19 protein-coding genes and 2 pseudogenes are annotated in these 14,771 nt (G+C 66.5%); 14 read left to right on the top strand and 7 right to left on the bottom strand.

What is annotated here, in order from left to right; all coding sequences use genetic code 11:
- Positions 1-43 precede the first annotated feature (43 nt).
- From IDM45_RS16600 to IDM45_RS16580, 5 genes and pseudogenes are all read right to left on the bottom strand, one after another.
- On the bottom strand, positions 44-787 hold the full coding sequence (locus IDM45_RS16600; RefSeq protein ID WP_209423823.1) for a hypothetical protein: 744 nt from the start codon (positions 785-787) through the stop codon (positions 44-46).
- A gap of 188 nt (positions 788-975) precedes the next feature.
- Entirely contained in the window at positions 976-1,806 is an 831-nt protein-coding gene (locus IDM45_RS16595; RefSeq protein WP_209423822.1) for an acyltransferase family protein, read from the bottom strand.
- A 56-nt stretch (positions 1,807-1,862) separates the two neighbouring features.
- Positions 1,863-2,165: pseudogene (locus tag IDM45_RS18300) on the bottom strand (acyltransferase family protein); the annotation flags it as partial.
- A 65-nt stretch (positions 2,166-2,230) separates the two neighbouring features.
- Complete coding sequence (locus tag IDM45_RS16585) at positions 2,231-3,964, bottom strand: hypothetical protein (protein WP_209423821.1); 1,734 nt, start codon at positions 3,962-3,964, stop codon at positions 2,231-2,233.
- Positions 3,961-4,359: a GtrA family protein gene (locus tag IDM45_RS16580; RefSeq protein WP_209423819.1), complete on the bottom strand. Its 399-nt coding sequence runs from the start codon at positions 4,357-4,359 to the stop codon at positions 3,961-3,963. The genes IDM45_RS16585 and IDM45_RS16580 overlap by 4 nt, the downstream gene beginning before the upstream one ends.
- A 233-nt stretch (positions 4,360-4,592) precedes the next feature.
- On the opposite strand from IDM45_RS16580, the gene IDM45_RS18020 reads away from it, so the two are divergent.
- The 14 genes and pseudogenes from IDM45_RS18020 (at position 4,593) to IDM45_RS16505 (ending at position 11,012) form a co-directional block, all read left to right on the top strand.
- Positions 4,593-4,721, top strand: a complete 129-nt coding sequence (locus tag IDM45_RS18020) for a BrnT family toxin (RefSeq protein ID WP_267912117.1) — start codon at positions 4,593-4,595, stop codon at positions 4,719-4,721.
- On the top strand, positions 4,699-5,019 hold the full coding sequence (locus IDM45_RS16570; RefSeq protein ID WP_209423817.1) for a BrnA antitoxin family protein: 321 nt from the start codon (positions 4,699-4,701) through the stop codon (positions 5,017-5,019). The genes IDM45_RS18020 and IDM45_RS16570 overlap by 23 nt, the downstream gene beginning before the upstream one ends.
- 205 nt (positions 5,020-5,224) lie before the next feature.
- Entirely contained in the window at positions 5,225-5,512 is a 288-nt protein-coding gene (locus IDM45_RS16565; protein ID WP_325168993.1) for a helix-turn-helix transcriptional regulator, read from the top strand.
- Complete coding sequence (locus IDM45_RS16560; RefSeq protein WP_209423814.1) at positions 5,478-5,873, top strand: HipA N-terminal domain-containing protein; 396 nt, start codon at positions 5,478-5,480, stop codon at positions 5,871-5,873. The genes IDM45_RS16565 and IDM45_RS16560 overlap by 35 nt, the downstream gene beginning before the upstream one ends.
- Before the next feature lie 364 nt (positions 5,874-6,237).
- Positions 6,238-6,540, top strand: a complete 303-nt coding sequence (locus IDM45_RS16550; RefSeq protein WP_233457517.1) for an XRE family transcriptional regulator — start codon at positions 6,238-6,240, stop codon at positions 6,538-6,540.
- Between the two features lie 54 nt (positions 6,541-6,594).
- Positions 6,595-6,786, top strand: a complete 192-nt coding sequence (locus IDM45_RS16545) for a type II toxin-antitoxin system RelE/ParE family toxin (RefSeq protein ID WP_232653698.1) — start codon at positions 6,595-6,597, stop codon at positions 6,784-6,786.
- On the top strand, positions 6,770-7,042 hold the full coding sequence (locus IDM45_RS16540; protein ID WP_209423809.1) for a helix-turn-helix domain-containing protein: 273 nt from the start codon (positions 6,770-6,772) through the stop codon (positions 7,040-7,042). The genes IDM45_RS16545 and IDM45_RS16540 overlap by 17 nt, the downstream gene beginning before the upstream one ends.
- On the top strand, positions 7,039-7,320 hold the full coding sequence (locus IDM45_RS16535) for a hypothetical protein (protein ID WP_209423808.1): 282 nt from the start codon (positions 7,039-7,041) through the stop codon (positions 7,318-7,320). The genes IDM45_RS16540 and IDM45_RS16535 overlap by 4 nt, the downstream gene beginning before the upstream one ends.
- Positions 7,307-7,627 (top strand): hypothetical protein, encoded by a 321-nt coding sequence (locus tag IDM45_RS16530; RefSeq protein ID WP_209423807.1) that lies wholly within the window; start codon positions 7,307-7,309, stop codon positions 7,625-7,627. Before IDM45_RS16535 ends, IDM45_RS16530 begins: the two co-directional genes overlap by 14 nt.
- A 103-nt stretch (positions 7,628-7,730) precedes the next feature.
- The gene (locus tag IDM45_RS16525) at positions 7,731-7,982 is read left to right on the top strand and encodes a helix-turn-helix domain-containing protein (RefSeq protein WP_209423806.1); all 252 of its coding nucleotides are present in this window, start codon (positions 7,731-7,733) and stop codon (positions 7,980-7,982) included.
- 251 nt (positions 7,983-8,233) lie between these two features.
- A complete protein-coding gene (locus IDM45_RS16520; RefSeq protein ID WP_209423805.1) occupies positions 8,234-8,467 on the top strand; it encodes a type II toxin-antitoxin system RelB/DinJ family antitoxin in 234 nt (77 codons plus the stop codon).
- A 2-nt stretch (positions 8,468-8,469) separates the two neighbouring features.
- Positions 8,470-8,754, top strand: coding sequence for a type II toxin-antitoxin system RelE/ParE family toxin (locus tag IDM45_RS16515; protein ID WP_209423804.1), 285 nt, complete (start codon positions 8,470-8,472; stop codon positions 8,752-8,754).
- Between the two features lie 113 nt (positions 8,755-8,867).
- Positions 8,868-8,972 (top strand): annotated as a pseudogene (locus tag IDM45_RS16510) (BrnA antitoxin family protein); the annotation flags it as partial.
- Positions 8,973-9,464: 492 nt separating this feature from the next.
- Positions 9,465-11,012, top strand: a complete 1,548-nt coding sequence (locus IDM45_RS16505; protein ID WP_209423801.1) for a class I SAM-dependent methyltransferase — start codon at positions 9,465-9,467, stop codon at positions 11,010-11,012.
- 81 nt (positions 11,013-11,093) lie between these two features.
- Here IDM45_RS16505 and IDM45_RS16500 read toward each other — a convergent pair whose 3' ends face one another.
- Both IDM45_RS16500 and IDM45_RS16495 read right to left on the bottom strand, forming a co-directional pair.
- The gene (locus IDM45_RS16500) at positions 11,094-13,412 is read right to left on the bottom strand and encodes a hypothetical protein (RefSeq protein ID WP_209423800.1); all 2,319 of its coding nucleotides are present in this window, start codon (positions 13,410-13,412) and stop codon (positions 11,094-11,096) included.
- A gap of 521 nt (positions 13,413-13,933) precedes the next feature.
- Positions 13,934-14,731: a SapC family protein gene (locus IDM45_RS16495; RefSeq protein WP_209423798.1), complete on the bottom strand. Its 798-nt coding sequence runs from the start codon at positions 14,729-14,731 to the stop codon at positions 13,934-13,936.
- Positions 14,732-14,771 lie beyond the last annotated feature (40 nt).

Genomic DNA, 14,771 nt, shown 5'->3' with positions numbered 1-14,771 from the left:
GTCAGCGGCGCGCTGCGCTCGGCCATCGCGCCGCTGCAGCCGGTCAGTTGAAGATCACATAGACCACTTCCAGCACCTTGCTGTCGCGGGTCGAATAGACCAGTATGAGGCCAGGATCGATAGTGCTGCCCGGGCCGCACCAGTAGGCACCCGCATTCAGGCTGGTGCAGCCCAGGCCGGCGCGCAGCAGGGCATCTGTCTGACTGGTGGTCATCAGATCCAGGGGCTGGGGTGCGGCGCAGAACATCCCGGCGGGCGGATCCTGGCGCATACAGACCGTCAGATAGGTCACGTTGCGCGGCTGCGGCGGCGCGCTGGCCTGCAGGCGCCAGCTGACATACACCTTGCCCGAAGTGATGGTGTCGATGCGCAGCTTGGCGCGCCGGCCATCGGCCATGACCACCAGATAGACCCCGCCGGCGCGCAGCGTGATGCGCGTGGCGTAGCCGCTGGCCGGATCATTGGTGCTGGTGGCATCGAAGCTCTCGTTGAGCGCCAGCACGCCTACCGCCCCCAGGGTGCCGTAGGCGTTGATGACGATGTCGGCCCGGCTGGCGTCGCTCGTGAGGGCGCCAGCCACCAGGTCGAAGCCCCCGGTCGCGGCGCTGATCGGGGCGTCGTCGCGCAAGGTGCAGCAATAGGTCGGGTCATAGACGGCGGTGCGCGCCGTTCCCCACAGCACCGTGCCGGCCTGCACTGCCGGGGCAGCCAGCCAGCCGGCCAGCAGCACCGCCATGAACACCAGCCAGCGCATCGGCATCCGCACGAAACCTTGCAATCCAATCATGACTGTCTCCTCGGCATAACGGTTGAGAGAGCAGGACGCAGGGCGCTCCTGCGACAACCCGGCCTGTCGTCAACGGGTCAACGGCAGGCGCGGGACAGGCATGTTACGAAATATCTGGTTGCAATTTTTGATGTATGTCACCGCCTCATGCGCCACCCCCACGGGCTTGCCCAGGGCGCCGGCCTGTCTCACGCTTCGATCCGTGCGCGGCTGCGCTGCCGCGCCACCAGCCGCGCCGACAGCCGCCGCCCCCAGTCGCGCGCCGGCGCCTCGACCGCATGGTGCAGCGCCCAGGTGGCGGCCAGCGTCAGCAGCACGGCCAGGCCCAGCCGCGTCCAGCCTGCCGTCTGCGGCCACAGCAGGCCGGCTGCGGTCAGTGCGGCGTTGTGCAGCAGATAGACGCCATAGCTCAACTGCCCGCCCAGCAGCGACAGCCTGACCCACCAGGGCGAGGCTCCTGCCCCAGTGGCCCCAGGCACTGCCCCATGCACTGCCGCCGGCCCCCGGGCATCCTGCGCCCGGCGCAGCCAGGCCATCAGGGCCGCCAGCCCCAGGGCATAGGCGCAGGCCGACCACAGCCCCAGGTTGCCGCGCAGCCAGCGCCGGGCATCGACCCCCGCATCACCCCAGGCCACCCACAGCATGGCCGCCGCCAGCCACAGCAGCAGCGCCGCCGCCAGCATGGCCGGCAGCAGCCAGTGCCGGGGCGGCAGGCGGCCCGCCAGCACCTGCCCGCCGCGCCAGGCCAGGCAACCCAGCAGGAACTCGATCCACAGGGCCGGCCAATGCACATTGGCCACCACCGCCCAATGCGGCGCCTGCCCCGGCACACCCCAGCGCGCCAGCGCCAGATGCGCCAGCAGGGCCGCCACCAGCAGCGCCGGGAACCACCAGCGCCCGCGCTGCGCCAGCCAGGCCAGCAGGGGCACCAGCACATAGAACTCCAGCTCCGGCGGCAGGCTCCAGAAGGCGACGTTGTAGTACTGGGCAATCTCCGGCGACACCGTGGTGTGCAGCATGAACACGTGCTGCCAGACATAGCGCAGCGGCTCGCCCCCTGCCACAGGCGCAGCAGCACATACACCGCCAGGCTGGCCAGATACAGCGGATAGATGCGCAGCACCCGGCGCACCGCATACGGCCCGGGCATCAAAGGCCGGCCAAAGACATAGGGCGCAAAGACAAAGCCGCTGAGCACGAAGAACAGATCGACCCCCGTGAAGCCGAAGCCGCCCAGGTCGCGCCCGCTGGTCACCAGGCCCCGGTAATGCACCCACAGCACCGTGAAGGCCGCGATGCCGCGCAACCCCTCCACCGGCCACAACAGGGCGCCCTCGCCCGCATCCGTCGGCCTGGCTGGCCTGCTTGCATTGGTCATGTCGTCCCGGAAAAGAGCTGAGAGAGGATGGAGAGGAAGAAAGGGAAGGAAGGCGCGCGGCAGGTTCAGGGCTGGGCACCCGCAGGCGGGCTGCTGCGCCCCCTGCCCTGCCAGGACACCGCCTGCCCCTCCGGCAGCTCCAGCGTCAGAGCCGGCGAGCAGGCCATGGAGCCTGGAGCGGCGGCATCGTGGCAGAAGGCAAACTCCGCCCGCCGCCCCTGCGGCCAGGCAAAGGCGCCGTGGCGGGGCAGCAGCACCCCATTGTTGCGCCCCTGGATGGCCGGGTGATTGCGCAGGTTGAACACATACGGCCCATCGTGCGGCCCGAACTCCCAATGCAGGACTCCGGCACGCAGCGTCAGCGTGACCTGCAGCGCCACCTCGGCAGACGGCGCGTCCATGTCCGCAAACAGTTGCTGCAGCCGCTCCTGCCCCATCTGCACCATCCGGCCATCGGCGTATTCGAACAGGGACAGGCCGGCAGCACGCACCTGCCGCAGCCGGTAGCCGGACTGATCGACGATCTCCAGCCCCGCCTCATCTGCCGTGCCCTGCAGCCTATCGGCCACATAGCGCAACTGGCCGAACATGAGCCGCCGGAAACCCTGATCCGGGCCGATGTAGAGCGCCTGCCGCTGGACATCCGCTGCCAGGGCGAAGGCCGACAGCGTATCCCACCACGCCCAGTCATCGTGCAGACGCCGGCGCTCCTGCGCCAGCCCGAGCGCCAGGGTCAGCACCAGCAGCGCCAGCGCCGCTGCTGCCGCGCCGGCGCGCAGCCGGCGGGGCCAGGCCACGGCCAGGCAGATGCAGACCGCCACCCAGGGTGCGAACAGATAGCGGTCTGCCTGATGAATGCCCGGAAAGCCCACCAGCGCCAGCAGGGGCAGCCCCACCACTGCTGCGATCGCCAGGCTCGGCAGCGCACGAAAGCGGCGCTGCAGGGCCGCCCGGATGACCAGGGCAGCCAGCGCCGCCATGCCGGCCCAGCCCGCCCAGCCCTGCGGCGCCAGCAGCAGCGGCACGCCCGACAGCTGCTGCCACACCAGCGCCGGCTCCGGCGCCGCCCCGCCATAGCCGCCAATCAGGCGCCCCAGCACCGCCTGGCGCCACAGCACGTAGCACGCGGCCACCAGCACATGCGGCACCAGCGCCAGCGCACGCCGGCGCAGGCCGGCCACCGGCAGCAGCGGCAGCACCAGCACCAGCGGCACATAGATTTCCTTGCAGGTCGTGGCCAGCAGATAGGCCAGCGCCGACACCGCCCACCACCCGCGCGAAGCGCCGCGCAGATGGTGTACCCAGGCCCACACTGACAGCAAGGCCAGCACCAGGCCGGTTGCATAGTGGCCGTGCATCAGCCCGCCCGCCACATACACCAGTGGCTTGCCCAGCACCAAGGCCAGGGCGCCGGCCAGTGCAGCGGGCAGCGCCAGCCACTGGCGCAGCACGGCGTACAGCAGCCCAGCCCCCAGCCCCACCAGCAGCAGCAGATGCGCGTAATGCCCGGCCACGTTCATGCCGAACAGGGCCAGGTTGATGTCGTAGAACAGCAGATTCCAGGGCGCCACATTGGCCGGCGAATGCAGCCGCATGACTGCCGGGTCGGCAAAGTACTGCCAGGGCGAGAAATCCAGCGCCAGGCCCAGCAGGCCGCCATCGTCCCAGCGCCAGCCCGCGTCCAGGGCGCTGCCGTGCGCCAGCAGCAGCGCTACGGCCAGCACGGCAGCCACCAGCAGCGGCTCGGCCCAGCGGTGGCGCATCCACGCCGGCCCTGCCCCTGACACTGCCGGCGTCATGGCCGATTCCTGAACGTCCAGCGCCAGTGCAGCGTGAACGTCAGCAGCGGCAGCGCCACGAACACCATCAGCAGCCCCACCAGGTAATGGAAGCCGGCCCACTCGGCCAGGCCGCTGACCACCACCGTAGTACACAGCCCCAGCAGCGACACCAGCAGGAAGCGCCCGTACTGGCGCAGCGTGGCATCGCCCTTGAAGTTCCAGCGCCGGTTGGCCTGGTAGGAAAACACATTGGCCACGCCAAAGGCCAATGCATTGGCCAGCGACGGATGCCAGGCCAGGCGCTCCACCAGCAGCACGACGATGCCGGTGTGGATCAAGGTGTTGATGACCCCGATGCCGGAAAACCGGGCCAGCCTGGCAAACAGCAGTTCAAGGGAGACGGGCAGCTTCATGAGTGGGCGCAGATTGTGCCTGCAGCTGCCGCCCCTCGTGCCCACCAGGCAGGCGGCGGCTCACAGCTTCAGCGTATCGCCATGCATCGCCATGCATCGCCATGCATCGCCATGCGTGGGTGTCCTTTTATTCCCGTCGTCCTCGTCCTTGTTTTCCGATATTCAGTGCATACAATAAATAACGATGGACATCAGCTTCGACCCGGCCAAAAACGCACGCAACGTTGCCGAGCGTGGCCTGGCTCGATGAGCGGCTGCACGTTCTGTGCTTCACGCCCACGCCAGGCGGCATCCGCATCATCAGCTTTCGCAAGGCCAACGCCAGGGAGGAGCGCAGGTATGAACGCACGCAACAGGATTGACCCAGAGACGGCCCCGCTGACCGATGCGGCAGGCGAGGTGCGCGAGCTGACCGAGCAGGACATGCGGCGGTTTCGCCCGGCCAGCGACGTGTTGCCGGCTGATCTGCACGCCGGGCTGCTGGCCATGAACCGGCAGGCGCGCGCACGCGGGCGGCCCAAGGCCGAGGTGACCAAGGAGCGCATCACCATTCGCCTCTCGCCCGAGGTGGTGCAGCGCTTTCGGGCCACCGGAGACGGCTGGCAAACGCGCATCGATGCCGCGCTCAAGGACTGGCTCAAGACCCATACGCCAGCGTAGCGCTGGGCCGCGCCAACCAATTGGTCAGGCCTGCTGGCCGATCCAAGAATCCGATAGCCCCACAACAAGCCCTGCTGAGCCAGACGGCGTAGCGGGGCTTGGCTTTTATAGGTATCGGCCAGCAACCGCACTTTTTATAATTCTTGAGTGATAATTTGTAATTATCATTGAAGGGTGATATTTCGCCATGGACTACCCTGTCGCCGTGCTCGACCAACTGGCTCCCCATTTGCGCTCACTGCGCAAGGCGCGAGGCCTCAGCCAGGCTGAGCTGGCACGCCGGCTGGGAGTCACCCAGTCGCGCATTGCAGCCATTGAGCACAACCCAGCGGTGGTGAGTGTCGGGCAACTGATGGCGTTGCTGCACATCCTGGACGCAGAGTTCGTCGTGCGCGACCGCCAACAGGCTGCTGCTACACCCCTGCCATCAAGCGCTGGCGCACTGCGGGCGAGTGGTGATGCACAACGCCCTGGCCCTCTGGATGAACGGTGAGCTGGTAGGTCACTGGAGCGTGGGACGCACCGGCCTGCACCGTCTGGAGTACGCGCCCGAGTGGCGGCTTTCCTCGCGCAGCCGCCCGCTGTCGCTGTCGCTGCCCTTCACAGCGGACAGCCGCCTCGAAGGCGAAGCGGTGCGCAACTACTTCGACAACCTGCTGCCCGACAGCGAGCACATCCGCCGGCGCATGGGTGCGCGATTTCGCACGCGGGACATGGCGCAGCGCCTGGAGGGTGTGCTGGACACGGTACAGCGCCAGCTGCCGGCGGGTTTTTCTGCTTCCTTGGCCGAGGCCGTGTTGACAGGAGCAAGAAAGCATCGGCGGAGTTTTCTTGAAGGACTCCCTCAATCCTGACAAAAAATTCCGCCCGGGCAGAGCTGCCGATCAGGTGTCACGCAGGCGAAGGCGTCTGCAGCCCGAAAATCGGCCTCAAACCCTTACCAGACAAGCGCTGACAGCTATCATTTTTGAAAGCTGCCAGCGGGCTGCTGCGGCTCAGAAGTTCAGCTTGACGGTGCCGTTGCCCGCGCCCAGCAGCGAGCCGATGTGTGTCGGACAGCGACACCAGGGCCGAGCGGGCGCGGGTCATGGGGATTTGGGGCACGCGGGGGAGATGGGAAGTGAGTGCGCGTGCAGGGTTTCAGGCGCGATGTCGATGTCGCCGGGCCATACGACAGTCTCTGCCCCGACGCTCGCCAAGGCAAAGAAACCAGGATTCTTGAGCTTGCGGTACACCGGAAAAATCGCTCGCGCGTTCTACTGCACCATGGTTGGACGCGAGATCGTCATCCTGCACAGCTTCATCAAGAAAACCCAGGAAACACCGGCGCGGGAGTTGAACAAGGCCCGCAGCGAAGCGGGCCTGACCCAGGAGGAAGTGGCCGCGCGCATGGGCACCACCAAGAGCGCAGTCTCGCGCCTGGAAGCCTGCCTGCGCAGCCCGACGCATTCGCCCTCGTTTGCCACCTTGCGCAAGTATGCCCATGCCTGCGGCAAGCAGTTGGTCATCACGATAGTCTGACCACCCTCACACCGCCACCCAGAGGCAAGCGCTGCATGAGCACAGGCTATATATGTGACTGAGGCAGATTCAAATGCAGGGTCGGGATCTGCGCGCACACTGGAAATTCGGCACTATGTGCTGCACTGCTTCCAGAAAAAATCGCCCTCCGGCATCCGCACAGCCAAGGCTGATATCGATCTGATCCACGAGCGTCTGCGCCAGGCGCGCAACCACCATGAGGAGCAATATGGCCAAGACAACTGACAGCGTGGAAATGGGCGCGGGCGATGTGTTCAAGGATCTGGGTCTGCAGGACGCCCAGGAGCGCCGCCTGCGCACGCAGCTGGCCATGCGCGTGAACGATCTGCTGGCCGCTCGCAAGCTGTCCCAATCGGCAGCCGCACGCATCCTGGGCATTGCCCAGCCGCATGTCTCCGAGCTGCACAACTACAAGCAAAGCCCTTTAGTGCCGCACGAAATTTATAATAGCGTGCATAGTTGCCAAGGGGCCTTGTTATGACCATCACAGCACACTCTTCCACCGTCAAGGTCGTTGGCGCCAACGGCCAGATTTCCCTGGGCAAACAATACGCGGGCCGCCAGGTGTTGGTGGAAGAGCACGAACCCGGCGTCTGGCTGGTGCGCACTGCCACGGTCGTACCCGACAACGAGCGCTGGCTGCATGTGTCCCAAGCAGCGGCCGATCTGCAAACGGCCATGGCCTGGTCTGTCGCCCATGCCGCTTCGGATGCGAACACCGAAGACACCCTCAAGCGCCTCGGTCATGGCGAGCAGTGAAGCCAAGGTCAGGCTCGACCTCAACAATCCGGTGTTTCAAGACCACCTGCTCACACTGCAAAAGCCCGAGCGCCACGCTGCCCTGGATACGCTCCAAAAAATCCGCCAACTGACCTGGAACCAGTTGTACCGCGACCAAGGCCTGAAGTGGGAGAAGATCACCAGCGTCAGGCCACCCCAGGGGATCGATGCGATCTACTCCCTGCGCATCACCCAAGCACGCCGGGCGACGGCGTACCGTGACGGGGATTTCATCCGCCTGCTCACCATCGCGCCCGATCACGATGCCACCTATGGCAAAAAATGAGCCGCAGCGCCGGTGCTCATCCGAGCCAAGCGGCAACGCGCCTGCGCGAGATGAGGCACAGCTATCCGTCCCGCTAGACCCTGCCGCCGAGCTGCAGCGCGCCATGCAGCGCCCCGGCTTTGCCCAGGCCTGGCAAGCGCTGGAAGAGGAATATGCAGCGCTGGCCACGCTGCTGCAAGCACGCAGCGAAGCGGGCCTGACCCAGGAGGAAGTAGCCGCACGCATGGGCACCACCAAAAGCGCCGTCTCGCGCCTGGAAGCCTCCCTGCGCAGCCCGACGCATTCGCCGTCCTTCGCCACCTTGCGCAAGTACGCCCATGCGTGCGGCAAGCGGCTGGTCGTCACGATGGTCTGAAGTTCAACGCGAGACGCGCCGCCATGCAAGCACATGCACATCACTATGGATGCTCAAGATCCAGCCAGCACCACGCGCCTCACTCTCATGGCCGAGGTAGGCTGACCACGCCCACCACCGCGGCCACACGACAAGGCCCTCGCTGGAAGGGCCTTTTTGCCGAGGACAGAAGTGCATGCCCCTTCCTCTCCAACAACTGCATCAGGGTCACGATGTGGCTACAATGTGTGCCTTCAAATCAAGGAGGTTCCATGTTGACTGCTGACGTTCGCTCCCGTGTGGAACCCGAGCTCAAGCGCGAGGCGGCGGCTGTGCTCAAGGCTTCTGGCCTGGACTTGAGCACTGCCATCCGCCTCTTTTTGCGCAGCGTCGTGGAGCAAGGCGGCTTGCCCATGGAGCTGCCCCGCGCCAACGCTGACACCCTGGCGGCCATTCGCGAGGCCAAAGCGGGCAAAACAACGTCTGTCTCCCTGGCGGACCTCTGAGCGTGGCCCGGACGCTGGAAGAGACCAGCCAGTTCAAGCGCGACAAAAAGCGCATCAAAGGCTCCGGGCGCCACGACTGGGAGAAGATGCGGACGGTCGTTACAGAACTGATGAACGACCGGCCTCTGGCGCCCAAACACCGTGACCACGATTTGGTGGGCGACTACGTCGGAGTGCGCGAGTGCCACATCACGCCCGATTGGCTGCTCATCTATGACAAGGAAGGGCCACTCCCCACGGGTTCGCTCAGACTCATCCGCACCGGCTCGCACAGCGAGCTGTTTTGAGCGGGATGGCGCGCACCAGCCGCGCCGCGCTACGCCCGCCACCTCGGCGGCTCCTGCCTGGCGTCCACCGGTACTGAAGTGGGTGCTGAAGTGGGTGTCCTTTTGCAGCTTGCTTGTCGCCCGAGGTGGTGCAGACGTTCCGGGCCACCGGAGACGGCTGGCAGACACGTATCGACGCCGCGCTCAAGGACTGGCTCAAGAGCCACTCGCCGGCGTAACGCCGGCCCACACACTCCAGGCGATCACACCCGGGAGTTGTCCCAACAGCTCCACACCCCATGACAAGCCCTGCTGCGCCTGACGGTGCGGCAGGGTTTGATTTTTGCGGGCATCTGCCCGGAGGCGTCACATCAAACCAACCTTCCGCTTCACGCGCCCATGACAACACCCTTGCCGCCGTTTCCCATGGATGCACTGCCGCCTGCACTGCAGCAGGTGGTGGCAGCAACCCACGTGCTGACCGGAGCATCAGCGCCCGTCATAGCCAGTGGGGATGAAAGTGGGTGTCCTTTTATTCGGGGTATTCGGGGCGGCTCTCAATGCCAGCGCCGCCACGCGGCGGCAGCGCAGACGCCGCCTAAAATCGCCCGCCACCAGGATGCTGCAGCGAGCGCAAAAGACAAGGCAAGCGCCACCGCAACACACACCCCGGCCCCACCGCCTGTCCCTCATCGGGATTCGCCCCCCACCCTGCCCACCCCGGAACCCCCATGTCCCACTGGAACGAAGGCTACGTCACCGACATCGACTACACGCACGGCTACTACCCCGAGCTGAACCCCCGGCGCCTGGCCCTGCTGCTGCTGGCACAGGGCATCCAGCCGCCGCAGCGCATCGAGCACGCCTGCGAACTGGGCTTTGGCCAGGGCCTGAGCATCAACGTCCACGCCGCCACCGGCGCGGGTGCCACCCAGTGGTGGGGCACGGACTTCAACGCCGGCCAGACCGCCTTTGCCCAGGACGTGGCACGCGCCAGCGGCAGCGGCGCGCGGCTGTTCGACCAGTCCTTTGCCGAGTTCTGCCAACGCAGCGACCTGCCCGAATTCGACTACATCACCCTGCACGGCATCTGGAGCTGGATCGGCGACGACAACCACCAGGTGATCGTGGACTTCATCCGGCGCAAGCTCAAGGTCGGCGGCGTGCTCTACATGAGCTACAACACCCTGCCCGGCTGGGCCAGCTTTGCGCCCATGCAACACCTGCTGGCCCAGCACGGCGACACCTACAGCGCCAGCGGCGCCAGCTCCCTCAGCCGGGTGCAGGGCGCACTGGACTTTGCCGACCGCCTGCTGGCCACCCAGCCCCTGTATGCCCAGGCCAACCCCACCGCCAGCCCACGCACCAAGGCCCTGCGCGAGCGCGACGCCAACTACCTGGCGCACGAATACTTCAACCGCAACTGGTGCCCCATGTACTTTGCCGACATGGCGCGCTGGCTGGAGCCGGCCAAGCTGCAATACGCCGGCAGCGCCCAGTTCCTGGACATCGTGGACGCCTTCCACCTCACGCCTGAGCAGCAGGCCCTGCTGCGCGACATCGCCAACCCCATGTTCCGCCAGAGCGTGCGCGACTTCATGGTCAACCAGCAGTTCCGCCGCGATCTGTGGGTCAAGGGCGCACGCCGCCTGAACCCGCTGGCGCAGGCCGAGGCCCTGCAACAGCAGCGCGTCATGCTGGTCACGCCGCGCGGGCAGGTCTCGCACACGGTGCCCGGCCTGGGGCGCGAGGCCACGCTGCGCGCCGAAGTCTATGACCCGCTGCTCGACCTGCTGGCCGACCACAAGCCGCGCACCCTGGGGCAGATCGCCCAGGCGCTGCACTCCGTCAGCCCGGTCTTTACCCAATGGCTGCAGGCAGTGCTGGTGCTCAGCGGCGCAGGACACCTGGCCCCGCTGGGCACCGAGCAGCCCAGCAACCAGGCCAACGAAGCCACCCGGCGCCTCAACGCCTGGGCCACGGCACACGCACGCGGCAGCGCCGAGGTCAACTACCTGGCCAGCCCGGTGACCGGCCAGGCCATCCCGGTGGGGCGCTTTCAGCAACTGTTCCTGCACGCCCGCAGCCAGGGCGCGCGCACGCCGCAGGACTGGGCCGCCTACGCCTGGCGCGAACTGGCGGCGCAGAACCAGCGCCTGGTCGGTCAGGACGGCAAGCCCATCGAAAGCGCCGAAGACAACCTCGCCGAGCTGACCCGCCGCGCCGAAGCCTTCGCCACCGACATGCTGCCCATGCTGCAGACGCTGCGCATCGCCTGAACAAGCCGCCTCGGCGGCTCCTGCCTGGCGTCCCCCGGTACTGATTCGCCCGCGTAGCGCTGGGCCGCGCCAACCACGTGGTCAGATGAAATCGCTGGCCTGGATGGTGCCGGTGCTGCCCACCAGCTTGACCATGAAATCGTCAGCCGACACGCCGTCGCCAGTCACGTCCTGCACCAGATAGATGCCGGCCAGCGAGCCGCCGGTCACCGTGACTTTGATGACATCGGTGGGTACAGCTGCGCCTACGTAGCCCGGCAGGCTGGCCAGCGCCGCGTTCACGTCGTCCATGAAAGAGAGCAGATCAGGCGCGCTGATGGTCACTGCGTAGTGGTTGCCCCCCGCGTGCGCCGTGCCAGTGCTCAGCTTATCGGCGCCTGAAGCATTGAAATCTTCGATGCTGTCCATGTACGCCAGGTAGTCAACCGTGTTCGTATTGCTGAGCACCAGTTCATCGTCGGCCGCGCCCAGCACATAGTGGTTGGACACAAAATTCGGAGCCAATTTGACCGTGCCACCACCCTGCGCGGCCCGGTACTCGATCTGGCCAACCAATGAGGTGAAGTCGAAATCCACCCGCGCCGTCGAGCCGGAGGCATCGATGAGGATGGACTCGCCCGACGACACCAAGGTGTTGACCGGCGCGTAGCTGCTGACCACCGCGTGGCTGATGTGAATGACCTCCACATCGTGAACGCCATCGAGGTCGTCGGATGCGCTATAGCCCGTGACATACAGCGTGTCCGTGCCAGCGCCGCCGTCGATCCCGTCATGCGCCTGCAGGAAGGTGCCCGCGTGGATGGTGTCATCGCCCTCGCCCGTGCTCACCGCCCACTTGGTGTCATGGCCCAGCGTGATCGTATCGTTGCCATTTTTCGTGCGGATGATCTGGAAGGCGTAAGGCGCGCCTGGCGTGATGGCCTCAACTTCCAGATCGTCGGTGGACGAGCCGGTGACCATCAGGCTGGAGTCTTCGATCAGGATTTTCAGCGCGCTACCGTTGTCCAGGTCGTTGCTCAGCGTCAGCGCTGCAGAGGCCACCAACTGCGTGGCGTTGATGGTGCTGAAGCCCTGGATGTTTCCGATCTCCACACTGCCCGTGCCCGGTACGAAGGCCAGCGTGCGGTTGCTGCCGGTGGCGATGAAGGTCTCGAAATACTGGCCATCCGTGTTGGCATCGATGGTCAGATCACCGGCCACCTCGATGGCGCTGAACCTGCCGTTGATCGTCTTGCCCGCCAGGCTTACCGTGTCGTTGACGGCCAGCGTGGGGTCTCCCGTGACGTTGAGGTAGTCCACATCCGCCAGATCGGCCGCATCCATGCGCAGCGCGAAGGCATCGTGGACATACAGCTCGTGGATGCCCGTCATGGCCACGCCGGAGAAATCAAACGCCATCGCCGGGTTGGTGCTGGTCAGCTCCAGCCTATTGACGTTGCCGGCATCGCCCTTGATGGCGGCAAACGACGAAAAGCTGTGCTCGTCGATCACCACGCCCGCGCCCCGCACCCGCAGCGTCTCGATGTCCGTGACGCGCACCCCGGCCAGGGAGATGCCGCTGGCTTCCAGGGTCTGCGCCACCCCTGCCGCGCCGCTGAGGTGCTCGACATCGTGCAGGCCGCCGCTGCCCGGCGCGAGCACCTCCACCGAGCCGTCCAGGTGGACGGTCTGCACGTTGCGCATATCGTCCAGGTAGGCCACCTCGCCCGGCGCCGCCGTGCCCCGGATGTACAGCGCGTTGCGCCCGCCCACGCCGTCGATGTGCGCGCCCCACAGTTGATCGACGTGGGCGTTGATCGTGTTGTCCTGCGCGCTGGTGGCAATGCCTTCGATGCTGTCGGCGGGGTTGGTGGTATCAAAGGCCGGCTTGTTGGCAGTGAACACCACGCCGGGGGGTGGCGGCGGCGGCGGGGGCGGGGGCGGCGGGGGCGGTATCACCGGGCCAGGCCCGGTGCCTGGGTCGCCACTGGGCGGGGGCGCGGGGGGCTGGTGGTAGTCCTCGAAAAACTCGGTGATGGCGCTGTTCCAGGCCAGCGCCGGGGCCTGGAAGATCTGCTGCTCGCCGCTGGCGTGCTCCAGCGTGGCCAGCAGCCGCGCCAGGTTCAGCACGATGGCGCCGCGCTCTGACGCCGGATAGGCCTCCAAGACCTCCACCCCGACCGTCAGCAGCGCCTCGTTGGGCAGCAGGCCCATGTGGCCCAGCACGCGCTCGGCCAGCGCGCGCGCGGGCGTGCTGGCAAAGGGCGCGGCGAACTCGTTGGCAAAGCGCGCATAGTCCTGCTCGGTGCTGCCGGCGGCGTGCATCTGGTGGGAAAAGAACTCCTGCGGGGGCGGCGCGTCGTAGAACGCGCGGTGCAACATGATGACCACGGCGGGGGCGCCGAACACTTGCTGGGGCATGGAAACCGTCTCCTGTGTAGTGCTGCGTCAAGGACGCAAGAAAAGCGCAACATGGAAAACGCCAAGAGCGCTGGCAGGCGGCCATGCTAGCGGCACGGGCGGCCCTGCGCCAATCGTTTTGGGCCGGTGCAGGGCCGCGCCACGCCGGGCAGGGCGGGTTTTCATGGGTCAAATCGGCCTCAAACCCTTGCCAGACAAGCGCTGACAGCTATCATTTTTGAAAGCCGCCAGCAGCGGGCTGTGGCGGTTCAGCAATCCTGAAATTCAGAAATTCAGCTTGACGGTGCCGTTGCCCGTGCCCAGCAGCGAGTCGATGTCCAGGCCCTGCAGGTCGGCGCTGGCGGCAGTGACGGCTGCCGGGTGCATGGCGTCCTTTCTGGCCAGCAGGCCGTTCTGCGTTCTGTGTAAATAAAAGTGAATAAAAGTGGGTGTCCTTTCATTCGGCGAGAGGCGGGTGGCCCACACCGCCTTGTGTGCTTGCCTTGCCGACCTCCAGATCCGCAGCCCAGACCGCCACACCCTCACTGCAGCCGGCTCCAGTCGATGCCCGAGAAGTCCAGTGCGTTGTCGCTGATCTGCACTTCGGCCGCACCTTGGTTGATGGCGGCCAGCAGGCCGTCTTCCAGGTTGGTCATGGACGCGAGCTGGGCATAGGCCATCTGCAGTGCGCCGCTGCGGTTGAGCTGCTGGAGCTGCTCGGCGCTCAACTGCGCCAGGGCAGCGGCGTTGACCACGCGCAGGCCTTCCAACTGCGCCGAACGGCCCGCAGGCAGGCGCAGGCGCAGGCTTTGGGCCTGCAGCAGCCCGGCGTCTTCGAGCTGCTGGCTCAGCACCTGGGTGCGCTGCAGGTCGGCCTGCAGGTTGGCCAGCACCTTTTGCACCTGCGCCAGCACGGGCGTGGGCTGGCCCTCGTCGTCGAACAGGCGCTCGCCGGTCTCGCTGCCCAGTTGCGGCGCGTCGGCGTCGATGGCCACCAGCAGTTGGCGCGTGCCAGCGGCATCCGTCGGCGCAGCCTCGTCATGCGGCATACCCACGAGCTGGAAGGGGTAGCGGCGCACGTGCGCCGGCACGTAGCGGCCCAGCCAGCGGCCATCGGCGCGCACGTGGGCGTTGCTGCCGCGCTGCCAGCCGACCAGCGCCGAGGGCGCCTGGCCCGGCAGGGTGGAGAACACGATGGGGTATTCGCGCGCGGCCATGGCGAGTTCGGACGCCACCAGCGGGATGGCCATCTCCTGCGCGGCGTACTGGTAGCGCTGGCGGGTGTCGAAGCGCAACTGGCGGTGTTGCACGCTGTCGAGCGGTTGGAGGTTCTTGAACATAGGTGTAGTGCTTAAAGGGAAGGCAAATGAAAAAGGCCGC

It is taken from the genome of Melaminivora jejuensis (assembly GCF_017811175.1).
Lineage (GTDB): Bacteria > Pseudomonadota > Gammaproteobacteria > Burkholderiales > Burkholderiaceae_C > Melaminivora > Melaminivora jejuensis.
The sequence above is the reverse complement of the archived record's forward strand: the minus strand, read 5'-3'. Positions and strand labels throughout refer to the sequence as shown.

What these genes read in the sequence shown, in the direction of transcription:
- IDM45_RS16600 (WP_209423823.1), bottom strand. Translation starts at nt 787, where the DNA reads ATGATTGGATTGCAAGGTTTCGTGCGGATGCCGATGCGCTGGCTGGTG.
- IDM45_RS16595 (WP_209423822.1), bottom strand. Translation starts at nt 1,806, where the DNA reads ATGCTGCACACCACGGTGTCGCCGGAGATTGCCCAGTACTACAACGTC.
- IDM45_RS16585 (WP_209423821.1), bottom strand. Translation starts at nt 3,964, where the DNA reads ATGACGCCGGCAGTGTCAGGGGCAGGGCCGGCGTGGATGCGCCACCGC.
- IDM45_RS16580 (WP_209423819.1), bottom strand. Translation starts at nt 4,359, where the DNA reads ATGAAGCTGCCCGTCTCCCTTGAACTGCTGTTTGCCAGGCTGGCCCGG.
- IDM45_RS16570 (WP_209423817.1), top strand. Translation starts at nt 4,699, where the DNA reads ATGAACGCACGCAACAGGATTGACCCAGAGACGGCCCCGCTGACCGAT.
- IDM45_RS16560 (WP_209423814.1), top strand. Translation starts at nt 5,478, where the DNA reads ATGCACAACGCCCTGGCCCTCTGGATGAACGGTGAGCTGGTAGGTCAC.
- IDM45_RS16540 (WP_209423809.1), top strand. Translation starts at nt 6,770, where the DNA reads ATGGCCAAGACAACTGACAGCGTGGAAATGGGCGCGGGCGATGTGTTC.
- IDM45_RS16535 (WP_209423808.1), top strand. Translation starts at nt 7,039, where the DNA reads ATGACCATCACAGCACACTCTTCCACCGTCAAGGTCGTTGGCGCCAAC.
- IDM45_RS16530 (WP_209423807.1), top strand. Translation starts at nt 7,307, where the DNA reads ATGGCGAGCAGTGAAGCCAAGGTCAGGCTCGACCTCAACAATCCGGTG.
- IDM45_RS16525 (WP_209423806.1), top strand. Translation starts at nt 7,731, where the DNA reads ATGCAGCGCCCCGGCTTTGCCCAGGCCTGGCAAGCGCTGGAAGAGGAA.
- IDM45_RS16520 (WP_209423805.1), top strand. Translation starts at nt 8,234, where the DNA reads ATGTTGACTGCTGACGTTCGCTCCCGTGTGGAACCCGAGCTCAAGCGC.
- IDM45_RS16505 (WP_209423801.1), top strand. Translation starts at nt 9,465, where the DNA reads ATGTCCCACTGGAACGAAGGCTACGTCACCGACATCGACTACACGCAC.
- IDM45_RS16500 (WP_209423800.1), bottom strand. Translation starts at nt 13,412, where the DNA reads ATGCCCCAGCAAGTGTTCGGCGCCCCCGCCGTGGTCATCATGTTGCAC.
- IDM45_RS16495 (WP_209423798.1), bottom strand. Translation starts at nt 14,731, where the DNA reads ATGTTCAAGAACCTCCAACCGCTCGACAGCGTGCAACACCGCCAGTTG.